The 25095-nt window shown below is 56.5% G+C and carries 24 protein-coding genes; 13 read left to right on the forward strand and 11 right to left on the reverse strand.

Annotation, left to right across the window (positions count from 1 at the left end):
• Positions 1-3 precede the first annotated feature (3 nt).
• The 3 genes from plsX to yceD all read right to left on the reverse strand — a co-directional run bounded on the left by plsX (position 4) and on the right by yceD (position 2014).
• Positions 4-1101 carry a phosphate acyltransferase PlsX gene (gene plsX, locus DSD31_RS15830; protein WP_071824628.1) on the reverse strand — a complete coding sequence of 366 codons (1098 nt, stop codon included), beginning with the start codon at positions 1099-1101 and terminating at the stop codon, positions 4-6.
• 201 nt (positions 1102-1302) lie between these two features.
• Complete coding sequence (gene rpmF, locus DSD31_RS15835; RefSeq protein WP_000290724.1) at positions 1303-1476, reverse strand: 50S ribosomal protein L32; 174 nt, start codon at positions 1474-1476, stop codon at positions 1303-1305.
• A gap of 16 nt (positions 1477-1492) precedes the next feature.
• Positions 1493-2014, reverse strand: a complete 522-nt coding sequence (gene yceD / locus DSD31_RS15840; RefSeq protein ID WP_004860507.1) for a 23S rRNA accumulation protein YceD — start codon at positions 2012-2014, stop codon at positions 1493-1495.
• Between the two features lie 141 nt (positions 2015-2155).
• Here yceD and DSD31_RS15845 point away from each other — a divergent pair, with 141 nt between their 5' ends.
• Entirely contained in the window at positions 2156-2740 is a 585-nt protein-coding gene (locus DSD31_RS15845; RefSeq protein ID WP_015584648.1) for a Maf family protein, read from the forward strand.
• A 467-nt stretch (positions 2741-3207) separates the two neighbouring features.
• Here DSD31_RS15845 and rluC read toward each other — a convergent pair whose 3' ends face one another.
• Positions 3208-4161, reverse strand: a complete 954-nt coding sequence (rluC, locus tag DSD31_RS15850) for a 23S rRNA pseudouridine(955/2504/2580) synthase RluC (protein WP_015584649.1) — start codon at positions 4159-4161, stop codon at positions 3208-3210.
• 828 nt (positions 4162-4989) lie between these two features.
• Here rluC and rne point away from each other — a divergent pair.
• Complete coding sequence (rne, locus tag DSD31_RS15865) at positions 4990-8286, forward strand: ribonuclease E (protein ID WP_113991175.1); 3297 nt, start codon at positions 4990-4992, stop codon at positions 8284-8286.
• 696 nt (positions 8287-8982) lie between these two features.
• Here the strand turns inward: rne and DSD31_RS15870 are convergent.
• Complete coding sequence (locus DSD31_RS15870) at positions 8983-10011, reverse strand: LysR family transcriptional regulator (RefSeq protein ID WP_160873617.1); 1029 nt, start codon at positions 10009-10011, stop codon at positions 8983-8985.
• 16 nt (positions 10012-10027) lie between these two features.
• Between DSD31_RS15870 and DSD31_RS15875 the strand changes: the two genes are divergently transcribed.
• Complete coding sequence (locus DSD31_RS15875; RefSeq protein WP_015584652.1) at positions 10028-11242, forward strand: MFS transporter; 1215 nt, start codon at positions 10028-10030, stop codon at positions 11240-11242.
• Positions 11243-11296: 54 nt separating this feature from the next.
• Here DSD31_RS15875 and murJ read toward each other — a convergent pair whose 3' ends face one another.
• From murJ to rimJ, 4 genes are all read right to left on the reverse strand, one after another.
• Entirely contained in the window at positions 11297-12832 is a 1536-nt protein-coding gene (gene murJ / locus DSD31_RS15880; RefSeq protein ID WP_015584653.1) for a murein biosynthesis integral membrane protein MurJ, read from the reverse strand.
• Between the two features lie 112 nt (positions 12833-12944).
• The gene (locus tag DSD31_RS15885) at positions 12945-13868 is read right to left on the reverse strand and encodes a Gfo/Idh/MocA family protein (RefSeq protein ID WP_004860500.1); all 924 of its coding nucleotides are present in this window, start codon (positions 13866-13868) and stop codon (positions 12945-12947) included.
• 2 nt (positions 13869-13870) lie between these two features.
• Positions 13871-14518 carry a YceH family protein gene (locus DSD31_RS15890; protein WP_113991176.1) on the reverse strand — a complete coding sequence of 216 codons (648 nt, stop codon included), beginning with the start codon at positions 14516-14518 and terminating at the stop codon, positions 13871-13873.
• A 9-nt stretch (positions 14519-14527) separates the two neighbouring features.
• Positions 14528-15112: a ribosomal protein S5-alanine N-acetyltransferase gene (rimJ, locus tag DSD31_RS15895; protein WP_004860498.1), complete on the reverse strand. Its 585-nt coding sequence runs from the start codon at positions 15110-15112 to the stop codon at positions 14528-14530.
• Between the two features lie 229 nt (positions 15113-15341).
• Between rimJ and mdtH the strand changes: the two genes are divergently transcribed.
• The 7 genes from mdtH to DSD31_RS15930 all read left to right on the forward strand — a co-directional run bounded on the left by mdtH (position 15342) and on the right by DSD31_RS15930 (position 20790).
• Positions 15342-16550: a multidrug efflux MFS transporter MdtH gene (gene mdtH, locus DSD31_RS15900; protein ID WP_004860497.1), complete on the forward strand. Its 1209-nt coding sequence runs from the start codon at positions 15342-15344 to the stop codon at positions 16548-16550.
• Between the two features lie 113 nt (positions 16551-16663).
• Entirely contained in the window at positions 16664-17224 is a 561-nt protein-coding gene (locus DSD31_RS15905) for a lipoprotein (protein WP_004860496.1), read from the forward strand.
• A 122-nt stretch (positions 17225-17346) separates the two neighbouring features.
• Positions 17347-18393 (forward strand): dihydroorotase, encoded by a 1047-nt coding sequence (gene pyrC / locus DSD31_RS15910; protein WP_004860495.1) that lies wholly within the window; start codon positions 17347-17349, stop codon positions 18391-18393.
• Positions 18394-18465: 72 nt separating this feature from the next.
• A complete protein-coding gene (gene dinI, locus DSD31_RS15915) occupies positions 18466-18717 on the forward strand; it encodes a DNA damage-inducible protein I (protein WP_004860494.1) in 252 nt (83 codons plus the stop codon).
• Between the two features lie 386 nt (positions 18718-19103).
• Positions 19104-19358: a biofilm formation regulator BssS gene (gene bssS / locus DSD31_RS15920; protein WP_004860493.1), complete on the forward strand. Its 255-nt coding sequence runs from the start codon at positions 19104-19106 to the stop codon at positions 19356-19358.
• Between the two features lie 125 nt (positions 19359-19483).
• Positions 19484-20602, forward strand: coding sequence for an N-methyl-L-tryptophan oxidase (gene solA, locus DSD31_RS15925; RefSeq protein WP_015584656.1), 1119 nt, complete (start codon positions 19484-19486; stop codon positions 20600-20602).
• A gap of 74 nt (positions 20603-20676) precedes the next feature.
• Positions 20677-20790, forward strand: a complete 114-nt coding sequence (locus tag DSD31_RS15930) for a YceO family protein (protein ID WP_004860490.1) — start codon at positions 20677-20679, stop codon at positions 20788-20790.
• Here DSD31_RS15930 and trhO read toward each other — a convergent pair.
• Positions 20776-21840 (reverse strand): oxygen-dependent tRNA uridine(34) hydroxylase TrhO, encoded by a 1065-nt coding sequence (trhO, locus tag DSD31_RS15935; protein WP_004860488.1) that lies wholly within the window; start codon positions 21838-21840, stop codon positions 20776-20778. The genes DSD31_RS15930 and trhO overlap by 15 nt on opposite strands.
• Before the next feature lie 210 nt (positions 21841-22050).
• Between trhO and DSD31_RS15940 the strand changes: the two genes are divergently transcribed.
• The 3 genes from DSD31_RS15940 to DSD31_RS15955 all read left to right on the forward strand — a co-directional run bounded on the left by DSD31_RS15940 (position 22051) and on the right by DSD31_RS15955 (position 24851).
• A complete protein-coding gene (locus tag DSD31_RS15940; RefSeq protein WP_004860485.1) occupies positions 22051-22971 on the forward strand; it encodes a Kdo(2)-lipid IV(A) acyltransferase in 921 nt (306 codons plus the stop codon).
• Between the two features lie 150 nt (positions 22972-23121).
• Positions 23122-24372, forward strand: a complete 1251-nt coding sequence (gene mdtG / locus DSD31_RS15950; RefSeq protein ID WP_015584657.1) for a multidrug efflux MFS transporter MdtG — start codon at positions 23122-23124, stop codon at positions 24370-24372.
• A 92-nt stretch (positions 24373-24464) separates the two neighbouring features.
• Positions 24465-24851 carry a MysB family protein gene (locus DSD31_RS15955; RefSeq protein ID WP_004860482.1) on the forward strand — a complete coding sequence of 129 codons (387 nt, stop codon included), beginning with the start codon at positions 24465-24467 and terminating at the stop codon, positions 24849-24851.
• Here DSD31_RS15955 and DSD31_RS15960 read toward each other — a convergent pair whose 3' ends face one another.
• A complete protein-coding gene (locus tag DSD31_RS15960) occupies positions 24852-25079 on the reverse strand; it encodes a YceK/YidQ family lipoprotein (protein WP_004860481.1) in 228 nt (75 codons plus the stop codon). It abuts the gene before it with no gap.
• Positions 25080-25095 lie beyond the last annotated feature (16 nt).

Genomic DNA, 25095 nt, shown 5'->3' on the forward strand with positions numbered 1-25095 from the left:
TCGTCAGCCTTCTTCGTTCGTCCCGCTTTGCTGCCGGGAGTTCCCGTTTCTGTCGCCCGTGGGCAGTTCGAAACCTGCTGGGTATAAAGATTCCAGGCGAGCGGCGATCCGCTGAGGAATTTGCCGCTGCACCGCCTGCACTGCCTGCTCTATCGCCACGCTGAAGGCGCGCTGATTGGCAGCACCGTGACTCTTAATCACGGAACCGCGCAATCCTAACAGACAGGCGCCATTATACTGGTCGGGGTTGAGGTGACTGAATCGCCTGGCCAGGCTTTTTTGTAACCAACGCTTCAATAACAGCAGCCACCACGACCGTTTTTTGCCCTCACCCTGTGATTTCAGCAGCGAGAGGAACATTCTGACAACACCTTCCATAGTTTTTAATGTGACGTTGCCCGTGAATCCATCACAAACCAGCACATCGGTTTTGCCCGTCAATAGTTCGTTGGCTTCAAGATAGCCGATATAGTTCAGCGACGGCAGTGTCTTTAGCACCGCAGCGGCATCGCGAATACTGCTGAGGCCCTTCATCTCTTCTTCGCCGATGTTCAGCAGCGCGACGCGGGGGTTCTCAATGCCGACCACTTCTTCGGCCAGTACGGCGCCCATCACCGCAAACTGCACCAGCATCGTACTATCGCAATCTACGTTGGCGCCTAAATCAAGCACCACCGTTTTGCCCTTTTGCTGATGCGGTAAGACCGTCACCAGCGCCGGACGCTCAATCCCTTCAATGGGTTTGAGTAATAATTTTGCCAGCCCCATCAGCGCACCGGTATTCCCCGCGCTGACGCAGGCTTCCGCCCGCCCTTCTTTTACTAACTCCAGCGCCACGCGCATTGAGCTTCCGCGGCTACTGCGGATCGCCTGAGCGGGCCGCGCATCACTAGCAATAACTGACTGCGCAGGGATCACCTGCAGTCGCGAACGTTGTTCGAAATCAGCTTTGGCAAGTAATGGCGTGATGGTGTCGGGGTCGCCGACTAAAAGAAGTGTGAGTTGCGAATTAGAGTTCAGTGCCTGCAGTGCTGCAGGCACTGTCACGGATGGGCCAAAATCACCCCCCATGACATCTAACGCCAGGGTTAGACGTGTCAAGGTATCGTCGCTGCCCGGTTCGGTTATTCCCCAGTCACCTGGGGAAATCCTCGCTAAGCTTCATCACGCTTATACTCTTTGTCTTTCACGCTACAAGTATGTTGACTGCGCTTGTTCATCCCGATCGCATAGTTGTCTATGCTGCCAGCGATGTCCTCGCTTACGCCTCTTGCCGCGCGAAATCCATGGAGTAGTGCGTGATTACTTAGCGATAACCTTGCGACCGCGGTAGAAACCGTCGGCAGTGATGTGGTGACGCAGGTGTTTCTCACCAGAAGTTTTGTCTACAGACAGGCTGGTGACTGCGGTCAGAGCGTCATGGGAACGACGCATGCCACGTTTGGAACGGGTTGGTTTATTCTGTTGTACGGCCATGGACCTTACTCCTCAATTACTTATGCTTTAAGCTGGCTAATACGGCAAATGGATTTGGTTTTTGTGCCTCTTCAGGCAGTTCACCAAAGACCATGTCCGCGTCGGACACTTCACAGTGTTCAGAATCATGCACCGGAACTACAGGCAAGGAGAGAATGATTTCATCCTCAACCATCGCTTGCAGGTCGATTTCACCGAATTCGTTAACCTCAATCGGCTCATACGCTTCCGGCAGTGCTTCGGCCTGTTCGTCATTTCTGACGGGGCTAAAACAATACGTTGTGTGGACATGATGGGGGAACGGTTTCCCGCAACGCTGACATTCGAGGGTTACTGATACCTTTGCATCGCCGGTAATAACGGCAAGGCGCTGATTATCAATAGCGAACGACATGCTGCATTCCACATCGGTGTCCACGCTGACGACTGAATCGGCTACACGTTCAACCTGATCACGGGCATAAATACCTTCGTAATCGAGGCGTTTTTGAGCCGTGCGAACCGGATCGAGAGTCAGGGGTAATTTTACCTTTTGCATAGGGCGCGCATATTAACTTTGTAATGTCATAGAGTCAAAGAAAAAGGCAGCCTCAGGTTGCCTTTCGCCATTTATTCGCACACATTGCGGCCCATAGTTTAAAATGATGCTCTTCGAAGCGCTATATGTGGATGAAAAAATATGTCTGAGCTTATCCTGGCATCGACATCGCCCTGGCGGCGAATGTTGCTGGAAAAACTGGCAATGCCGTTTGACTGCGCGGCGCCTGACGTCGACGAAACCCCTCATCCAGGCGAACCCGCCCGCCAGCTGGTGGTCCGTCTGGCACAGGCAAAGGCGCAGGCTCTTGCCGAGCGCTATCCGCGGCACTTAATTATCGGTTCCGATCAGGTCTGCGTCCTCGATGGCGAAATTACCGGCAAGCCACACAGCGAAGAGAATGCGCGCCTGCAGTTAAGGAAAGCCAGCGGCACGATTGTGACCTTTTATACCGGGCTGGCGCTTTATAATTCCGCCAACGGCCATCTACAAACCGAGTGTGAACCCTTTGATGTCCATTTTCGCCATTTAAGCGAGCAGGAAATAGACAATTATGTGCGCAAAGAGCGTCCGCTACACTGCGCCGGGAGTTTTAAAAGTGAAGGACTGGGCATTACCCTCTTCGAACGCCTGGAAGGACGCGACCCGAATGCGCTGGTGGGCCTGCCGCTGATCGCCCTGTGTCAGATGCTACGCCGGGAAGGCTGTAATCCGCTGTTGCGCTAGCCGTTTATTCTGCCGGGCCGGAACCGCCGTTCTGGCCTGCTTCTTTGCCCTGATTTTTCTCGTCTCAACCAGTCATCTCTTTTCCCCTGTCGACTGAAATGACCGTGGATTCACTCACGTATCGACCCCGGCTGCCCATTACCCCGCCAGCCTGATTAGATGGCGCGGACTGTCGGTCTGTTTATCCATCCGCTGGTGGACGACACAACACGGCTATTGCCGAAGTCAGGATGGCGCTGACAACAGATCAGTGGCTGCGGGGAGCGAGTCGACCGCTGTCTGGCGCCTGACCCGGAGGTCTGGCGATGGAGTACACCGGCAATCTTGATTGGTTGTGTGGTATGGGGATATCGCGCAGGCGCGGCGTGCTGCGGATGAATTGCCCCGGAAAGGTGTAAAGGTCGCGGTGAAGGCTGGCACAGCGACGCGGCAGATGACAGCGGCGGACTCACCGTCCGCCGGGACGATCATTTGCTATTACGTAGCACCTGCAGGCAGCGCTTCAGCTGGTTATCCAGCGGCGCTTCGACACGCATTACTTCCCCGGTCCCCGGATGAGTAAATTTCAGCGCGGCGGCATGGAGGAACAACCGATTCAGGCCGGTGCCAGCCAGCTGTTTGTCAAACTCGCGGTCGCCATAACGGTCGTCAAAAGCAATCGGGTGGCCCGCATACTGCGTGTGAACGCGGATCTGATGCGTACGCCCGGTAACCGGACTGCAGCGAACCAGCGTCGCGTGCGTATAGCGCTCTTCAACCTTAAAGCGCGTCTCCGACGGTTTTCCTTCCTGACTGACGCGAACGATACGTTCGCCGCTCTGCAGAATGTTTTTCAGCAGCGGTGCCTGCACCACTTTGGTGTGCGACTGCCACTGCCCGCGCACCAGCGCCAGATAATCCTTCTGCATTCCTTTTTCGCGCAGCTGTTCATGCAGCGAACGCAGTGCGGAGCGCTTCTTCGCCACCAGCAGTACGCCGGAGGTATCGCGGTCAAGGCGGTGAACCAGTTCGAGGAAACGGGCTTCCGGACGCAGCGCGCGCAGGCCTTCAATGACGCCGAAACTCAGGCCGCTGCCGCCGTGCACCGCGGTACCGGAAGGTTTATTCAGCACCAGAATATGGTCATCCTCATACAGAATCACATCGGCCAGCGCCGACACCTTCTGCAGATGCGGGGAGACGGCTTCTTCTTCACGCTCGGCAACCCGAACGGGAGGAATGCGGATTTCGTCGCCGGCTTCCAGCTTGTATTCCGGCTTGACGCGTTTTTTATTCACCCGCACCTCGCCTTTACGCAGGATGCGATAAATCATGCTCTTCGGTACGCCCTTTAGCTGCGTACGCAAAAAGTTATCGATGCGTTGCCCCGCTTCATCGGCGGTAATGGCAACCATTTTTACGCTTGGAGTCTCAGTTTTCATGGTGCGCGATTCTAAATAGCCCGACGCATTAGCGCCACTCATTTTTATATGCTTATATTTATCATTATCCGGTTTTCATTGAATGCTTCATCAGCGTTTTGTTTGTTATTAGAACAATCTGTATGCGCTGGTGAAAAAACTGTGAGTAACCGGGTGATAAAAGGTAAAAGTCAACTTGCTATAACAAGGTTAGCAATGGAATAATGATGCCGTTTTCCGTGTTGAATCTTGTTAGAACAAGAAATTAGCGGAATGACCAATTTTGTCTGACCGATCATCCACGCAGCAATGGCGTAAGACGTATTGATCTTTCAGACAGTTAGCGGGCTGCGGGTTGCAGTCCTTACCGGTACAGGCCTCTATGGATTTCACGTCGCAGGAAGGCGTCGACTCCGGGTATTCCCGGGTGCTCTACTCAGTCCGCTGATTGAGATGAGCGGGTTAAGCCACTACATCTGTAACGTGAAAGACGACGAGATATACGCAAAATTATTCAGGATGCGCCAAGGCGGCGAAAGAGAGAATCTCCGGAACTGACATCATCAGTAGGTCAGCGACAGGGGTGAACGAGCAAGCCGAAGCAGAAGCAACCTGAAAAATGACGTGTATAAATGGAATCTTCTCTGGTGATACATCCCAGGCTGTTCCCCTGCTAATTGCGCTGTGTTTCCGTTTGAAATACAGGCGACCGACACTCTGCGCCTCTTAAGCGCGCGACAACCGTGAGGTTGGCGACGTGAAACAGACACGAGGCCATCGGTTTTCCCCGGCAAGGCAATACTCTGCCCGCAGCTTAGTCGTCAATGTAAGAATAATGAGTAAGTTACGATGAAAAGAATGTTAATCAACGCAACTCAGCAGGAAGAGTTGCGCGTCGCCCTTGTTGATGGGCAGCGCCTGTACGACCTGGATATCGAAAGCCCCGGGCACGAACAGAAAAAAGCGAACATCTACAAAGGCAAAATTACCCGTATTGAACCTAGCCTTGAAGCCGCGTTTGTTGATTACGGCGCCGAGCGTCATGGTTTCCTCCCCCTCAAAGAAATCGCCCGCGAATACTTCCCTGCCAACTACAATTCTCACGGTCGTCCGAATATTAAGGATGTTCTGCGTGAAGGTCAGGAAGTAATTGTTCAGATTGATAAAGAAGAACGTGGCAACAAAGGTGCCGCGCTCACCACCTTTATCAGCCTGGCGGGTAGCTATCTGGTACTGATGCCGAACAACCCGCGCGCGGGCGGCATTTCACGCCGTATCGAGGGTGACGACCGTACCGAACTGAAAGAAGCGCTGGCCAGCCTTGAGCTGCCGGACGGCATGGGGCTTATCGTGCGTACCGCGGGCGTCGGCAAATCTGCCGAAGCGCTGCAGTGGGACCTGAGCTTCCGTCTGAAACACTGGGAAGCCATCCAGAAAGCCGCTGATAGCCGCCCGGCGCCGTTCCTGATTCATCAGGAAAGCAACGTTATCGTGCGCGCCTTCCGTGATTACCTGCGCCAGGACATCGGCGAAATCCTGATCGATAACCCGAAAGTGCTTGAGCTGGCTCGCCAGCACATCGCCGCACTGGGTCGCCCGGATTTCAGCAGCAAAATCAAACTGTACACCGGTGAAATCCCGCTGTTCAGCCATTACCAAATCGAATCGCAGATTGAATCCGCCTTCCAGCGCGAAGTGCGCCTGCCTTCCGGCGGGTCAATCGTTATCGACAGCACCGAAGCGTTAACCGCTATCGATATCAACTCCGCTCGCGCCACCCGCGGCGGTGACATCGAAGAAACGGCATTCAACACGAACCTGGAAGCGGCCGATGAGATTGCCCGCCAGCTGCGTCTGCGTGACCTCGGCGGCCTGATTGTCATCGACTTCATCGACATGACGCCGGTGCGCCACCAGCGCGCGGTTGAAAACCGCCTGCGCGAAGCGGTGCGTCAGGATCGTGCCCGTATCCAGATCAGCCATATTTCTCGCTTCGGCCTGCTCGAAATGTCGCGTCAGCGTCTGAGCCCGTCGCTGGGTGAATCCAGTCATCACGTCTGCCCGCGCTGTAGCGGTACCGGCACCGTTCGTGATAACGAGTCCCTGTCGCTCTCGATCCTGCGTCTGATTGAAGAAGAAGCGCTGAAAGAGAACACCCAGGAAGTTCACGCTATCGTGCCTGTGCCGATTGCGTCCTACCTGCTGAACGAAAAACGCGCTGCGGTGAGCGCCATCGAAACCCGTCAGGGCGACGTTCGCGTGATCATCGTCCCGAACGATCAGATGGAAACCCCGCACTACTCCGTGCTGCGCGTACGCAAAGGCGAAGAGACCTCTACCCTGAGCTATCTGCTGCCTAAACTGCATGAAGAAGAGATGGCGCTGCCTGCGGACGAAGAACCGGCCGAGCGTAAACGCCCTGAGCAACCGGCTCTGGCCACCTTCGTGATGCCGGACGTACCGCCTGCACCCGAGCAAGAAGTTCCTGTTGCCGCACCTGCCGCCGCAAAACCAGCGGTTGCCGCTGCCGCGCCGGCGCAGCCTGGTCTGCTCTCGCGCTTCTTTGGTGCCCTGAAAAACATCTTCTCCGGTGCAGAAGAAGCTAAACCGGCAGAACCTCAGGTAGAGAAGAAAGCCGAAGAGAAACCGGAACGTCAGCAAGAACGTCGCAAACCGCGGACCAACAATCGCCGCGACCGCAACGATCGTCGTGATAACCGTGATAACCGCGACGGTCGTGATAACCGCGATAACCGCGCTGAAAATAGCGAAGGCCGTGAACCTCGTGAATCCCGCGAGGAAAACCGCCGTAATCGTCGCGAGAAACAGCAGCAGAATGTCGAGCCGCGTGAATCTCGCCAGACGGTGACCGAGGATGCTGAAAAAGGCAAAGCGCGCGATGAGCAGCAGCCGCGTCGTGAGCGTAATCGTCGTCGTAACGATGAGAAGCGCCAGGCGCCGCAGGAAGCTAAGCCACAAACGCGCGAAGAGCCGGTAGTCCAGCAGGAAGCCGAGCAGGAAGAACGCGTTCAGACGATGTCTCGTCGTAAACCGCGTCAGTTATCCCAGAAGGTTCGCATCGAGTCTGCGGTCGCAGAAACGGCCGCTCAGGTTGTTGAAACCGCGGCTGCGGTCCAGCCGGAAGCTGTCGCTCCGCGCACGGAACTGGCGAAAGTCGATCTGCCTGCCGTCGTTGAAAGTAACGGCGACCATGACGACAACAACGAGTCTCGCGAAGCCAACGGTATGCCGCGTCGCTCTCGTCGCTCGCCGCGTCATCTGCGCGTCAGCGGTCAGCGCCGTCGTCGTTACCGCGATGAGCGTTACCCGACCCAGTCGCCGATGCCGCTGACCGTAGCCTGTGCATCTCCGGAAATGGCGTCAGGTAAAGTGTGGATTCGTTACCCGGTTGCCCGTCCGCAGGATCAACAGCAGGAAGAACAGCAGGTTCAGGCCTCCGTGACTGAAACTGTCGCTCCTGTTGCTGTCGCTGAAGCTGCCATTGCAGAAGTGGTCGCCCCGGCGGTTGCCGAAGCAGCGCCTGTTGCCGCCGAACAACCTGTCGTAGCCGAAGCGACCGTCGCTGAAGCCGCGCAGACTGTTCAGCCGGAGGTCGCCCGCGAAACCGAGGTTGCTCCGCAGGATATTATCGCCGCAGAAGCGCCGGTAGTTGAGGCAGAAAGCATTGTTGCGCCGGTTGTTGCCGAGCCGGAAACAGTAGCGGTAGACACGGCTGCAGAAGCCGTTGTTGAGGAACCTGCCCCGGTTGTGGCAGCAGAAGCTCCGGCACCGCAGGTCATTGAACCGGCGCCGGTGGTTGAAGCTACTCCGGTAGTTGAAGCTACTCCGGTAGTTGAAACTGCTCCGGTGGTTGAAGCTGCTCCGGTAGTTGAAGCCGTGCCGGTCGTCGAATCAGCGCCTGCTCCGGTCGTGGTCGCTACACCAGCGGCAGCGGTTGTCGTGTCTCATCGCCACGCCACCGCCCCGATGACGCGTGCTCCGGCGCCGGCCTACGAGCCAGAAGCGCCGCGTCACAGCGACTGGGTTCGCCCGTCGTTTGCCTTTGACGGCAAAGGCGCAGCAGGCGGCCACAGCGCAACTCACCAGGCGACGGCGGAACCTACCCGTCCACAACCTGCCGAGTAAACGCGGTACGTCATAAAAAACCGGCCACAGGCCTAATGCGGGTTACTTAAAGGTAACCCGCATTTTTTTTGCTTTATCGCCGGACAGGGTGATGCCGGTAAACGGTGGTTGGCGCGAAAGGGGTCTGCCGCGGGGGTGCAGTGGAGTATTCCGTTCACTTTTGTGGCATGTTCCGTTCACGATAAATCCGCCACTTTTCTCCCCCCCGCTGCGGGTGAACGGCATTGCGCTGAAAACGGTCGCTGCGCGGTATGCTCCACTCCGTCTTCATCTGGCGGAGGCAAGCCTTACAGGGAGGTGACCTCTTGCCGTCCCCCAACAGCCAGACGGCGGAGACAAAGGTATCGCGTCGCGACGATTTTCCTGCCGCAATGCCGGGTTCCCAGGGCCGGGCGAAACCGGCCCTGGGTCGTTCGCCTGTCGCGCAGGAAACAGCAGCGTGCGGAATCTCACGTGAACGGAATATTCCACACAACACATGCGCCAGAGTACGAAGACCCTTTTCGCATAAACCAGCGTAAAAATGACATCCCTGGCTTAACAGCGAACGACGGGACAGAAACTCCTGCAGAGATGTTGAAAACCTGACCACGCCGCATAAAAAACGGTAATCTCCGTGAGATGACGGATTCTTACACCTCTGCCGGATCGGTCAGCCGCCCCTTAAACAATCGATATTAGCCTCTGGCCGTTTCTTTATTCCCCCTCCGGGCGCTGCATCCCGGCAACCTGCGGCATCACTTCGCGCATCAGATCGAGAAACTTCCGCAGGCGGGTCGGATAATAACGCGCCCACGGATAGACCAGGTGGACCGGCAGCGGAGAGGCCCGCCACTGCGGAAATGGCTCAATCAGCCGACCGGCGGCGATATCCTCCGTCACAGCCCAACTCGACACGATAGCAGCCCCCAGCCCCGCCAGCGCCGTATTACGGGCCACATACACGCTATCGGTACTCAGGCACGGCACAATACCAAACGAAAGCTCCCGGCTATCCTCCTGATGCTGCAACTCCACTTCATGTTGATAAAAGGTACTGATGGCCACCCACGGCAGCCGCGACAGATCCTGAGGTATCGCTAATGCCGGATAGCGCGACAACAGCTCCGGGGCGACCACCAGACTACGCGGAACTTCGGCCAGCAGCACCGACACCGTGGCCGGGTCAACTTCAGCCCCCACCCGAATCGCACAATCGATATTGTCACTGAGAAAATCGACGGTTTTGTCATTCAGCATCCACTCCACCGCCAGCTGCGGATAGCGCTGCAGAAAACTGACCAGCGGCCCCAGCAGCTGCTGCTGACCAAAGGCATGAGGCGCACGCACGCGCAGTACCCCTACCGGCCGCTCGTCGGCGATACTCATCTCGTCCTCCAGCGCCAGCCAGGCATCTACCACCTGACGCGCGTGCTGGTAACAGCGTTCGCCATCATCGGTGAGCTTCATGGCATGGGTTGTGCGCAGGATCAGCCGGCTACCGAGCATACTCTCCAGCGACTGCAGACGGCGGCTGACCGTCGCCTGGGTAGTCTCCAGCTGCCGCGCCGCCGAAGAGAGTGAACCGGCCTCGACGATTCGAATAAAGGTCCGCATCAGTTCGATGCGATCTATACGCTCCTGCCTCTTCATTATCATTTTCTCTATACGTGAAACGTATAACCGTTTTACCACCACGCTATCTACCGCGCCAGCGGCATTCGGGGAAGAATAGCGCCATCTCATCTACGAGGACTTCATCATGACCCCGACTCCACTATCCTCCCGCGAGGCAGGCTGGATCATTTTTATACTCGCTCTTGGCGCTGGTTTTAGCGTTGCCTCTATTTATTACGCCCAGCCCCTGCTCCCGCTGATGGGTGCCAACCTGCGCCTGAGCGTTGAAGGGATGGGTCTCGTCCCGACCCTGACCCAGGCGGGCTACGCGCTGGGCATTCTGTTTCTGCTGCCGCTCGGCGATCGCCACGACCGGCGGACGCTGATTCTGCTGAAAAGCGCGGCGCTGGCGGTCCTGCTACTGCTGTGTAGCCTGACGGACCAGCTCACTTCACTGCTGGTGGTCAGCTTACTGATCGGGATGGCCGCGACGATGGCGCAGGATATTGTTCCGGCAGCAGCGATTCTGGCCCCGGCCGGTAAGCAGGGAAAAATGGTCGGGACGGTGATGACCGGCCTGCTGCTGGGGATTCTGCTCTCGCGGACCGTCAGCGGCCTGGTCGGGGCGCTGTTCGGTTGGCGGGTGATGTATCAGGCGGCAGCCGTGAGTATCGCTCTCATCGGTCTGCTGATGTGGCGTATTCTTCCCCGCTTTGCGATTCACTCCACGCTAAGCTATCCGCAGCTGATGAAATCCATGGCGCACCTGTGGCAACGCTATCCTGCGCTGCGACGCGCGGCAGTGGCTCAGGGCTTTTTATCCATAGCCTTCAGCGCCTTCTGGTCAACGCTGGCGGTGATGCTGCTCGCACATTATCAGATGGGCAGCGCCGTGGCCGGGGGATTCGGCATCGCCGGAGCGGCCGGAGCCCTTGCCGCCCCGCTGGCGGGTGGCCTGGCCGATAAATATGGCGCGGGAAGAGTCACTCAACTGGGTGCAGGCCTGGTGACCCTCTCTTTTGCCCTGATGTTCCTGATGCCGGTCCTGCCGCCACATGGTCAGCTGCTGCTAATCGGTCTTTCGGCCATCGGCTTCGATCTCGGTCTACAGTCCAGCCTGGTCGCGCACCAGAATCTGGTTTATAGCCTCGAGCCGCAGGCTCGCGGTCGCCTGAACGCCCTGCTGTTCACCGGCGTGTTTATTGGGATGGCGCTCGGTTCAGTACTCGGCAGTCGGCTATACGTGGTCGCCGGCTGGAACGGTGTTGTTGTTCTGGCCGTGGTCACCGGCGCGATTGCGCTCGCGATTCGTCTGCGGGAAAGCGCCCGTCTGGCATCCGTAGCGCGCGCAGTCCGATAAAAAAAGACCCGCTCCGCCATGCGGAACGGGTCTTTTTCAATCCGGCGAATGACCTCAGGCCGTACGTCGGGCAAACTCTTTTACCCGGAAGCCCAGCGCCATTAAGGTGGCAAAATACGCCACTACGCCCGCCGCCACAACCGCCATCAGGCGCAGCAGACGGAACGGCATGGAGCCCTGCGACCACTCCGGCATGATATACATCATACCCAGCAGCGCCGCCGACATCACCAGCACCGCAACCACCAGGCGCAGCAGGAAGGAGAACCATCCCGGCTGCGGAGTAAAGATCTTTTGCTTACGCAGCTGCCAGTACAACAGACCGGCGTTAAGACAGGCCGCCAGGCCGATAGAGAGCGACAGCCCGGCATGCTTCAGCGGGCCAATAAAGATCAGGTTCATCACCTGGGTCATAATCAGCGTAACGATCGCGATTTTTACCGGGGTTTTAATGTCCTGCCGTGAATAAAAGCCCGGCGCCAGTACCTTAACGACAATCAGTCCCATCAGTCCGACGGAGTAAGCCACCAGCGCGCGTTGGGTCATCGCCGCATCAAACGCGCTGAATTTCCCGTACTGGAACAGCGCCACGGTGAGCGGCTTCGCCAGGATCCCCAGCGCCACGGCGCTTGGCAACGCCAGCAGAAAGCACAGGCGCAGCCCCCAGTCCATCAGGCGGCAGTACTCATCATGATTACCGCTGGCAAAGCTTTTTGACAGCGATGGCAGCAGGATAGTCCCCAGCGCCACGCCAAGGACCCCGGACGGAAACTCCATCAGGCGATCCGCGTAATACATCCACGACACCGAACCGGATACCAGGAACGAGGCAAAGATGGTGTTGATAATCAATGAAATCTGGCTGACGGAGACGCCGAGGATCGCCGGCCCCATCTGTTTGACCACCCGCATTGCGCCGGCATCTTTCAGGTTAATGCGCGGCAGAACCAGCATGCCAATCTTTTTCAGATGCGGCAGTTGATAGGCCAGCTGCAGCACGCCGCCGACGGTGACCGCCCACGCCATCGCCAGCATGGGCGGATGGAAATAGGGTGCGGCAAACAGAGCAAAACCAATCATACTGACGTTGAGGAACGTCGGAGCGAAAGCGGGAACGGAAAAACGGTTCCAGGTGTTGAGAATCGCCCCGGCTAGCGACGCCAGTGAAATCAGCAGAATATAAGGAAAGGTGATGCGCAGCAGCTGGGTGGTCAGGGTAAATTTATCCGGGCTGTCGGCAAAACCGGGCGCGGTCACGGTAATCACCCAGGGTGCCGCCAGCATTCCAAGAACGGTAACGACCGCCAGAACCAGCGTCAGCAGGCCAGAGACATAGGCCACAAACACGCGGGTCGCATCTTCGCCCTGCTTGCTTTTATATTCGGCAAGAATGGGAACAAATGCCTGAGAGAACGCCCCTTCAGCGAAGATACGGCGCAGCAAATTCGGTAATTTAAACGCGACGAAAAAGGCATCCGTCGCCATCCCTGCGCCAAAAATTCGGGCGACGATAGCATCACGCGCAAACCCCAGAACGCGTGAAAACATGGTCATCGAACTGACTGCTGCCAGTGATTTTAAAAGGTTCATTAACGTGTTATTCCACAACCCTGAAGTAAAACGCCCGCGATTGCGGGCGCTGGAAAGTGGCGATAGTCTACCGGGTTCGTCATGAATTACTACTCCCAGATGTTACAACCAATTATTCACTCATTGCCTCGCGCCAGAGTTTTTCGACCACCCGTTGCGCCAGCAGCGCCTGTTCACCCGCAGTTTCCGGAACCGTCTGATTTTGCACGCATTCGATGAAGTGGCGAGCGCAGCCGGCAAAACCCCGTTGCTCGAGCGTGGTTTGCCAGCCCGGAACCGGGCGCATAATCACCCCCAGACCGCGCTCTTCCTGCCATTCACGCATATCACAGACGGCGTACAGTCCGCCGTCAGTCACCGCCTGCACCCACTCCCGCTGACTACCGGCACGCCGGTGCATGCTGGTGGTGACCTCCAGTTGAGGCGTGCTGAAGTGGTGTTCGGCGTAGAGCATTTCGCCCTGGGCCGTGGTATGCAGCGAGCCGCCGCTCAGGCGCGCGGTACCGCCCGCCAGCCACAGCGCGGTATCCACCACATGCAGATAATCATCCAGCAACGTAAAACGCAGATCGTGGCCGACGCTGTCGCTGCGATGTTTATCCATGCGCAGCGATGCGGCGCCGCCCATCTGCGTTTTGAGTTCACGATACAGCGGCGCAAAGCGACGGTTAAAACCGACCATCAGCGTGAGCTTGCGGCGCGCCGCCAGTTCGACCAGCGACTCTGCCTCATTCAGCTTATCGGCCAGCGGTTTATCCACGCACACATGCACCCCGGCATGCAACAGGCGGCTCACCACCTCAAAATGCGAAGCCGTTGAAGTATGCACAAAGACCGCGTCACACTGCGCCGCCAGCTGCTCCAGCGAGTCGGCATAAGGAATGCGCCAGGCGTCGCAGATGCGTAGCGCTTTCTCTTTACCCGGCGACCAGGCCGCCTGCAGCGTCCAACCGTCTGCGGCGCCCAGCACCGGCAGCCAGGCCTTCTGCGCGATGCCCCCTAACCCCACCACGCCAATGCGTAATTTCGCGGTCACGATTAATCTCCCAGGTGAGCCAGCAGCGAGGCCAGCCGCTCTTTCAGTTCCGCGACTTCGCCTTCCAGCGCCTCAACCCGCGCGAGAAGATCATGGGCCGGCGGCGAGACGGCCTCGACGGCGGTAATAAGCGAGTCCATATCATCGCAGAACAGATGCATATAGCGGGATTCTCGTTTCCCTGGCTCGCGCGGCAGACGAGCGACGAAAGGTCCGTCATCCCGGGTTGCCAGCGTTTCCAGCACGCTCTCCACTTCCGCCATATCGCTAAAGTCATACATTCGCTGCGCTCGGCTGCGCAACTCGCCCGGCGTCTGCGCGCCGCGCAGCAGCAGCGTCGTCACGATCGCCACTTCCGCCGGAGACAGTTTCAGATCGCCAAACTCGGAATTACAAAAGCGCTGTTCATATTTGGTCACCCGATTGCCGAAACCGCTGACCGTACGCAGGTAATGGCGTTTGACCAGGGCATCCAGCAGATCCTGAATATCACTTTCGCTCAGCGACATCACCGGCTCACGATTGGTTTTCTGATTGCAGGCGGTCACCACCGCATTGACCGACAGCGGATACTGCTCAGGCGTGGTTACTTGTTTTTCCAGCAGACACCCGATGACGCGCGCTTCGTGTGCGGTTAACTGATATTTCATGCTCTCTCCTCAGCGACCCGGAGTCCAGTCCGGTGTCGTCAACGCCGTCAGTACATGGTCACGCCACTGCCCGTCAATCAGCAGATAATTTTTGGCGTACCCCTCTTTTTCAAAGCCAAGACGAGCCAGTAAATCGCCGCTACGTTGATTATGCGGCATGTAGTTGGCCATGATGCGATGGATATGCTGCGTGCGCTGCATATAGCGAATCGCCGCGGTCAGGGCCTCAAACATCAGCCCCTGGCCTTGCCACTTCTCGCCAATGGAATAGCCGAGGTAGCAGGCATGAAACGACCCGCGAACCACATTGGAAAAATTTGCCACGCCGATAATCTCTTTCTCTTCCGGATCGAGCAGCGCAAAATAGAATGCCGAGCCCTGTTTATGAAACTCGGAAATCATCGATAAACGCGCCTGCCAGCCAGAGGGGTAGCAGTGGCTGTCATCGCGCACTGGCTCCCAGGGTTTTAAGAACCCTTTATTCTCCGCGTAATAATCGGCCAGACGCCAGGCGTCACGATCGTATACCAGCCGCACCACCAGCCTGTCCGTCGTCAAACGCACCTTAGGTACGTTACTGCGATAGCCAAACATTCCCTTCTCCTGTTCCCCTGACTGATTACCCTGCTCCTTTCACTATACCTGTCCTGAACGGTTGTGTGAAAACAGCAACATACCATTTTCTGCACCATCTCCCTTTTTCGATGAATAGACTCTATCGATCTTGCTTTTTGATAAAAAAATATTGTCGCAATGATGCTGGGAAAGTCAGCATCTTCCCCGCACACTATCCGGGTAACTCTTTATTTTCCCTGGAGGGGAAATGTCCCGCGTATCGCAGGCAAGGAGCCTGGGTAAATATTTCCTGTTGGTCGACAACATGCTGGTGGTTCTGGGCTTTTTTGTCGTCTTCCCGCTAATTTCTATTCGCTTTGTTGACCAGATGGGCTGGGCGGCGCTGATGGTCGGGATTGCGCTCGGCCTGCGCCAGCTGGTACAGCAAGGATTAGGCATTTTTGGCGGCGCGGTCGCCGATCGCTTTGGCGCCAAGCCGATGATCGTCACCGGCATGCTCATGCGCGCGGGTGGTTTCGCGGCGATGGCCGTGGCCCATGAACCGTGGGTTCTGTGGCTCTCCTGCATTCTCTCCGGGCTCGGCGGCACCCTGTTCGATCCGCCGCGCGCCGCGCTGGTGGTCAAGCTGGTGCGTCCGCATCAGCGCGGGCGATTCTTTTCGATTCTGATGATGCAGGACAGCGCCGGGGCGGTGATTGGCGCCCTGCTCGGCAGCTGGCTGCTGCAATACGACTTCCGCCTGGTCTGCAGCGTGGGCGCGGCGTTGTTTGTCGCCTGCGCCGCGTTCAACGCCTGGTATCTCCCGGCGTGGAAGCTTTCCACCGTGAAAACACCGGTGCGGGAAGGCCTGGGCCGGGTGCTGCGCGACAAGCGCTTTGTCACCTACGTTCTGACGCTCACCGGCTACTATATGCTGGCCGTCCAGGTGATGCTCATGCTGCCCATTATGGTTAACGACATCGCCGGTTCACCGACCGCGGTAAAATGGATGTATGCCATTGAAGCCGCTATATCGTTAACCCTGCTCTATCCCATTGCCCGCTGGAGCGAACAGCGCTTTCGCCTGGAGCATCGGCTGATGGCCGGGTTACTGGTGATGACCCTCGCCATGTTGCCTATTGGCTTGACCAGCAATTTACAGCAGCTGTTTACCCTGATTTGTATCTTCTATATTGGATCGATCGTTGCGGAACCGGCGCGGGAAACCCTGGGAGCCTCTTTAGCCGATGCCCGGGCGCGCGGCAGCTATATGGGCTTCAGCCGGCTGGGGCTGGCCTTCGGCGGCGCGTTTGGCTACGCCGGCGGCGGATGGTTGTTCGATGCGGGTAAAGCGCTGAATCAGCCCGAACTGCCGTGGCTGATGCTGGGTGTTATCGGCCTGTTTACCTTCATTGCTCTGTGGTGGCAGTTCAGCCAGAAGCGGTCGACGTCCGGCATGCTGGAGCCACGTACCTGACCAGAGATTTAAGGTAAGGCCTGTTTTCAGCATTTTCCGCTAGTGCGTCGAATGCTGGCAGGCCATACTGCTTTATGTCAGGATAAGTCCTGGCATGACCGTTAAGGAATCTAATGAAAAAGATGTTTATCGTGGCCGCGCTCATTGTCAGCGGCCTTCTGAGCGGCTGTAACCAGCTCACACAGTATTCAGTTAGCGAGCAGGAAATTAACCAGGCGCTACAGAAACGTAACCATTTCGCCAAAGATATCGGCCTGCCGGGCGTGGCGGATGCCCATATTGAGTTACACGATCTGACCAGTGCGATTGGCCGTGAAGAGCCGAATAAAGTGACGCTGAGCGGCATTGCCAACCTGGATCTGAACTCGTTATTCGGCAATCAGAAAGCCACCATCGACCTGAAGCTCAAGGCGCTGCCGGTCTTTAATAAAGAGAAAGGCGCGATCTTCCTGCAGGAGATGGAAGTGGTTGATGCGAAAGTGTCGCCTGAGAAACTGCAGTCCGTCGTACAGACCCTGATTCCCTATCTGAATCAGTCTCTGCGTAGCTATTTTAACCAGCAGCCGGCCTACGTTCTGCGCGAAGATGCCAGCACCGGCGAAGCGCTGGCGAAAAAATACGCAAAAGGCATCGAGGTGAAACCGGGCGAAATTATCATCCCGTTCACCAATTAATACGACGGGCGCTGCGGCGCCCGTTTTTTTACGGAAATTGATGCAAAGGAAAACGTTTACGCTTATCCTTAGTGCCCGGCAAAAACAGCCCTGATGACTGACCCTATTAGCCGGAGCTTTCCATGACAGCACAATCCCAGGTATTGAAAATCCGCCGCCCTGACGACTGGCATATCCATCTCCGCGATGACGATATGCTGAAGACCGTCGTGCCTTACACCAGTGAGTTTTATGGCCGGGCGATCGTGATGCCGAATCTGGTGCCGCCTGTCACCACCGTTGAAGCGGCGATAGCCTATCGCCAGCGTATCCTTGACGCCGTTCCCGCCGGGCACGACTTTACGCCGTTGATGACCTGCTACCTGACCGATACGCTCGACCCGGCGGAGCTGGAGCGTGGATTCCACGCTGGCGTATTCACCGCAGCCAAACTCTATCCGGCCAATGCCACCACCAACTCCAGCCACGGCGTCACCAGCATCGATGCCATCATGCCGGTGCTGGAGCGCATGGAAAAGCTGGGCATGCCGCTGCTGGTTCACGGTGAAGTCACCCACGCCGAGATTGACATCTTCGATCGCGAAGCGCGCTTTATCGAAACGGTAATGGAGCCGCTGCGTCAGCGTTTACCGGGCCTGAAAGTGGTGTTCGAACATATCACCACCAAAGATGCCGCCGAATACGTTCGCGACGGTAACGAACTGCTGGCCGCGACCATTACGCCTCAGCATCTGATGTTTAACCGTAATCACATGCTGGTTGGCGGCGTGCGTCCCCATCTTTACTGTCTGCCGATTCTGAAGCGCAATATCCACCAGCAGGCGCTGCGTGAGCTGGTTGCCAGCGGCTTTAGCCGCGCGTTTCTGGGAACCGACTCCGCTCCGCACGCCCGCCATCGTAAAGAGGCCAGCTGCGGATGCGCCGGTTGCTTTAACGCGCCGACCGCGCTGGGCAGCTATGCGACGGTATTTGAAGAGATGAATGCCCTGCAGCACTTCGAAGCGTTTTGTTCACTCAACGGCCCGCGCTTCTACGGCCTGCCGGTGAATGATACCTTTGTTGAGCTGGTGCGCGAAGAGAGCACCGTCGTTGAAAGCATCGCCCTGCCGGACGACACCCTGGTGCCTTTCCTTGCCGGTGAAACCCTGCGCTGGACGATGAAAAAATAAAAGCGCTGCCCCTTGTTGTAAACGCAAACTGAATACTGTATAAATAACCAGTATATTACACAGGGGGCAATCATGCGCATCGAAGTGTCTATCGCCAAATCTACAGCCTTACCGCACGGCGCCTTAGAAGCGCTAAATAATGAACTCTCCCGACGCATTGAACAGCAGTTCCCGGCTCTTCCAAGCCAGGTAACCGTACGCTTTGCCGCCAATAACAATTTGTCCGTCATTGGCGGCCTGAAAGAAGATAAAGACCGGATAAGCGAAATCCTGCAAGAAACCTGGGAAAGCGCTGATGACTGGTTTGTCCATGACGCATCCTGACGCCTCTCTGGCAGCATGCCGCAGCAGAATAGCACGGGCTCTGAACAAACAGAGCAGGCCAGTCTGAAGCAAAAGCTGCCGGAACATCGCGTCAGGCACAGCAAATTCAATTTGCTCCCTCATTGTGCTTTTTTTGCCGGGTCGCCCCGGCTTTTTTATCCCCGTTGCAATCTCAGACTTTTCTTTTTCCTCCTGATTATTTCCTTTAAAAATAACGATGCGCGGCACTAAATTTGCGCAAAAAAGCACCAAACAGATGAAAGCTCGCCCTGTTTGATTTAATTTCTCGAGTTTATTCTTAACAGCTGATATAATTAACTTGCTTCAAAAAATATGCATTAAACCTCGAGAATTGTTGTCTTTTAACATATGAATAAGGGGTTATGATGGAAAAGAATAATGAAGTCATCCAGACCCATCCCCTCGTCGGATGGGACATCAGCACCGTTGATAGCTACGATGCAATGATGTTGCGCCTGCACTACCAAAACCCCACTCAAGAAAGCAGTAACGAAGCTGAAATTGGCCAGACGCTCTGGCTAACGACGGAAGTCGCACGTCAATTTATTTCTATCCTGGAAGCAGGTATTGCGAAGATAGAATCAGGCGAATACCAGGCAAACGAGTACCGCAGGCATTAATGATTATGCCGCGATCGATATATGCTAACTAAACAGGCACCTGCGGGTGCCTGATTTATTTTCGGGCTTGTATATGTGCAGGTTGTTAATTACCCTGCTAATAAAGCAAAAAACCGGAACAGACCATGCAATACGACCTCATCATTATCGGCAGCGGCTCCACTGGCGCCGCTGCCGGCTATTATGCCCGCCGGGCTGGACTTAACGTGCTGATGACCGACGCGCACACGCCTCCGCATCAGGAGGGCAGCCATCACGGTAATACGCGTCTTATCCGTCACGCCTACGGTGAAGGAGAGAGATATGTCCCGCTGGTGCTGCGTGCGCAGGCGCTGTGGGATGAGCTTGCAACCCTCAGCGGCGAGGCGGTCTTCGAACGCACCGGGGTGATTAACCTCGGCCCGGCAAACTCGACGTTTCTCAGCAACGTTGCGAACAGCGCCCGCCAGTTCCAACTGAACGTCGAAGAGATGGATGCCCCGGCTATCATGGCCCGCTGGCCTGAGATTCGCGTACCGGATGATTATCGTGGCATATTCGAACCGGCATCCGGGGTTTTACGTAGCGAGCTGGCCATCGAAACCTGGATACGTCTCGCGCGTGAGGCGGGCTGCGCTCAGCTGTTTAATTGCCCGGTTACCGCCATACACCATCACCCGGATGGCGTGACAATCGACACCGCCGATGGCAGCTACAGCGGCAAGAAACTGCTGGTTAGCGCCGGTACATGGGTAACGCGTCTGCTGCCCGACCTGCCAGTCCAGCCCGTACGCAAAATCTTCGCCTGGTTCCAGGCTGATGGACGCTATAGCACTAAAAACCACTTCCCGGCATTTACCGGTGAGCTGCCAAACGGCGACCAGTTCTATGGTTTCCCGGCGGAAGACAATGAACTGAAGATCGGCAAGCACAACGGCGGGCAACTTATCTCCGCGCCGGAAGAACGCACGCCATTTGGCGCGGTGGCCACCGACGGCTCTGAGTCGTTCAGCTTCCTGCGTAACGTGCTGCCCGGTATCGGCGGCTGCCTGCATGGCGCCTCCTGTACCTACGATAATACGGCGGATGAAGACTTTATTATCGACACCCTCCCCGGCCATCCTGAAACGTTGCTGATTAGCGGGTTAAGCGGTCATGGTTTCAAATTCGCCCCGGTGCTGGGAGAAATTGCCACGCAGTTTGCCCAGGGGGAAACCCCCGCCTTCGACCTGACCCCCTTCTCGCTGGCACGCTTTCAGGGTTAGATGGCCGCCGCGCGGTGTTGATTTGAGCAATAAAAAACGGCCTCAGAGGAGGCCGTTCATCACAGAGAGAGTTTATGCGTCGCCTGTACGATTTACTGGTCAACAACGTCCGCGAGCACTTTATGATTTATCTCGCACTGTGGCTGCTGCTGGCGATCGTTGATCTTATCTGGTTATGGTTTTTCTGAGGTCTCAGGGTCCGGGATCCCCAGCTTCGTGTTCAGGCGGCCGCGAGATTTGTTGAAGATCTTATTGCCGTTTTCTCGTCCGGCACGCAGCTGACGCTGCTCCTCTTCCGGCAGCTTATGCTCTTCCATGCACGCCTCGCTACAGCAGCCGGCGAACTTCTCGGCGCAGCTCGGGCACTGGATAAACAGCAGATGGCAGCCGTCATTCAGGCAGTTCGTATGGCTATCACACGGGGTACCGCACTGATGGCAATGGGCAATCACATCATCGGAAATCCGCTCCCCCATCCGCTCGTCAAAGACAAAGTTCTTACCGATAAAGCGTACCGGCAGCCCCTGTTCGCGCGCACGACGGGCATATTCAATAATCCCGCCCTCAATGTGCCAGACCTTACTGAAGCCGTTGTGCTTCATCCAGGCGCTGGCTTTTTCACAACGAATACCGCCGGTGCAGTACATAACGATTTTTTTATCTTTATGTTCCTGCATCATCTCGACCGCTTTCGGCAGCTGATCGCGGAACGTGTCCGCCGGGATTTCCAGCGCCTGCTCAAAATGGCCCACTTCATATTCATAGTGGTTACGCATATCGATAAACACCGCATCGGGATCGTCCAGCATCGCATTCACTTCCGCCGCTTTCAGATAATCACCCACGTCTGAGGCATCAAACGTCGGATCATCGATCCCATCCGCCACGATACGATCGCGGACTTTCAGGCGTAGCACCCAGAAGGATTTTCCGTCGTCGTCCAGCGCGATGTTCATCCGCAGGCCATCCAGCGCCGGGTCGAAGGCGTAGAGAAACTCGCGTAGCGCATCGACCTGACTTTCTGGCACGCTGATTTGGGCATTGATCCCTTCGTGGGCCAGATAGATACGACCAAACACGTTTAATTTGGTGAGGGCAATCCACAATGCATCGCGCGTGGCTTTTGGATCCACGATGGTGAAATATTTATAAAACGAGATCGTTGTACGCGGTTCGCTCTCAGCTAACATCTGCGCTTTTAACGTCTCATTTGAAATGCGGTTATGTAACACTGGCATGGTGTACCTGCTCGACATAGGAAATGAGGTAAATAAACGGCCGGCATCATATAGCAAACGACGTTAATTTACATCCCCACATTTTGCGCTACATTCATTTCACTCCCGTTCGTTCGCGTTTAACAATAAATGCCACCTGGGACAGCCGTTTTGGCTGAAGCATGAAAAAATGCGATAATAGAATGAGTTGCTTATTTAAACAGGTATGAGATGACCCATTTACCTAAATTTTCCGCGGCGCTGCTGCATCCGCGTTACTGGCTGCTTTGGCTAGGTATTGGCCTGCTGTGGCTGGTTGTTCAGCTTCCCTATCCGTTGATTTACCGCCTTGGCAATGCGATTGGCCGCCTGGCAATGCGCTTTATGAAACGCCGCGCCAAAATCGCTTACCGTAACCTGGAGCTGTGCTTCCCGGACAAAAGCGAAGAAGAGCGCCATCAGATGGTGGTGCAAAACTTCGAATCGGTGGGGATGGGGTTAATGGAGACCGGGATGGCCTGGTTCTGGCCGACCCGGCGTATTGCGCGCTGGACCGACTCCATCGGCGTTGAGCATATCCGGGACGTTCAGGCGCAACAGCGCGGCATTCTGCTGATCGGCATTCACTTCCTCACGCTGGAAATGGGGGCGCGGATGTTTGGTATCAACGAACCCGGCATCGGCGTCTACCGTCCAAATGACAATCCGGTCATTGACTGGCTGCAAACCTGGGGCCGGCTGCGCTCGAATAAAGACATGATCGACCGTAAAGATCTGAAAGGGATGATTCGCGCGCTGAAAAAAGGCGAAGTGATCTGGTATGCGCCGGACCACGACTACGGCCCGACCGCCAGCGTATTCGTGCCGCTCTTTGCCGTCGACCAGGCGGCAACGACGTCGGGGACCTGGATGCTGGCAAAGATGTCGAAAGCCTGCATTGTTCCGTTCGTTCCGCGGCGTAAACCCGACGGTAAAGGTTATGAGCTGATTATTCTGCCGCCGGAATGCGATCCGCCGCTTGATGATGCGGAAACGACCGCGGCCTGGATGAACCGCATCGTCGAGAAATGCATCCTGATGGCGCCGGAGCAATATATGTGGCTGCACCGCCGCTTTAAGACCCGCCCGCCCGGCGTACCTTCACGCTATTAAGTGTGCTTCCTCCGGCAGCCCGATGCTGGCCGGAGGCACTTTCCGCTTTAGCATTAAGCGCTCTCCTCCATTGCGATGATCGTTACTCAGGCGCATAATTAGCAGGCTCATCTTTTGTTTTTGTCCTGCATCGCAGGCCAATGGAAGCCTATGTCGTCTGCAGATAGTCCGATTAACTGGAAACGAAATCTCACGGTCACCTGGCTCGGCTGTTTTTTGACCGGTGCCGCTTTTAGCCTGGTTATGCCCTTTCTCCCGCTCTACGTCGAGCAGCTTGGCGTGACGGGCCACAGTGCCCTGAATATGTGGTCAGGACTGGTATTCAGCATTACCTTCTTGTTCTCCGCCGTTGCCTCTCCCTTCTGGGGCGGCCTGGCCGATCGCAAAGGGCGCAAAATTATGCTGCTGCGCTCCGCGCTGGGGATGGCTATCGTCATGATGTTGATGGGGCTGGCGCAAAACATCTGGCAGTTTCTGGTACTGCGGGCCTTGCTGGGGCTGTTGGGTGGTTTTATTCCCAATGCGAATGCCCTGATCGCCACCCAGATCCCGCGCCAGAAGAGCGGCTGGGCGCTGGGTACGCTATCTACCGGCGCCGTGAGCGGCGCGCTGCTTGGCCCGCTGGCGGGCGGCTTTCTTGCCGACCATTGGGGACTGCGCACCGTCTTCTTTCTGACCGCCAGCGTCCTGCTCGTCTGTTTTATCCTGACGCTGTTTTTCATTCGCGAGCAGTTCGTCCCGGTCGCGAAGAAAGAGATGCTTAATGCAAGGGATGTCTTTTCGTCCCTGAAAAGCCCAAAGCTGGTCTTGAGTCTGTTTGTCACCACGATGATTATTCAGGTCGCCACCGGCTCAATCGCCCCTATCCTGACCCTCTACGTTCGGGAGCTGGCCGGAGACGTCGGAAATATCGCCTTTATCAGCGGGATGATAGCCTCCGTTCCGGGCGTCGCGGCGCTGATCAGCGCCCCGCGCCTCGGTAAGCTCGGGGATCGTATCGGGCCGGAAAAAATCCTTATCGTCGCGCTGATGGTCTCCGTTCTGCTGCTGATTCCAATGTCATTCGTCCAGACGCCGCTGCAGCTGGCTATTTTACGCTTTCTGCTGGGTGCCGCCGACGGCGCGCTGCTGCCGGCCGTCCAGACGCTGCTGGTGTACAACTCAACCAGCCAGGTGGCCGGGCGCATTTTTAGCTATAACCAGTCATTTCGCGATATCGGCAACGTCACCGGCCCATTGATCGGCGCAGCGGTATCTGCCAGCTATGGTTTCCGGGCGGTCTTTTTTGTCACCGCGACGGTCGTCCTGTTCAACGCTATCTATTCCACCCTCAGCTTGCGGCGTCCTTCCGGTGATGAACCCGCGCAGAACGCGGACTCGGGCGGTCGTTCGGTAAATTAAGTTCAACAGCGTCGCCTTCCCCTTGACGCAACGCTCACCGCCTTCTATAGATTGAATCGTGTCCATTTTTCATTCTTCTTAGGGGGTTATCTATGCCAAAGGATTCGATTTTCTATGCCACGCTCGAAGAAGCTATCGATGCGGCCCGCGAAGAGTTCCTGGTCAATAATCCGGATAGCGACGAGGAGAGTGCCAACGTTGAGCAGCTGAATATCCAAAAGTACGTTCTGCAGGATGGCGATATCGCCTGGCAGGCCGAATTTTTTGCCGACGAAGATGAAGAAGGCGAATGCCTGCCGATGTTAAGCGGCGAAGCGGCACAGAGCGTTTTTGACGGCGACTATGACGAGATAGAGCTGCGTCAGGAGTGGCTGGAAGAGAATACGCTGCATGAGTGGGACGAAGGAGAGTTTCAGCTGGAACCCTCTCTGGATACCGAAGAGGGTCAGACCGCCGCCGATGAGTGGGATGAACGCTGATTAGTTGTACGGACCGTGGCTGGCATCAAGCGGCAACAGCAACGTATCGAACACCAGCGAAAAAGGCAGATCGAGAATGGTGATGTATCGCCATGACGAATCACGCACATCCCACTGCACGCCGGGGTAATACTGATTCCCATGCCCCTGCCCCGGCACCGTGCGGCTAATAATACTGCCGCAGCCGCTGAGCAGCAGCGCCATGGCAATAACCAGTAAAATTCTCATCTGCTACCTCAATGCT

The sequence above is a fragment of the Klebsiella sp. X13 genome (genome assembly GCF_003323835.1).
In the GTDB taxonomy this organism is placed as follows: domain Bacteria; phylum Pseudomonadota; class Gammaproteobacteria; order Enterobacterales; family Enterobacteriaceae; genus Klebsiella; species Klebsiella ornithinolytica.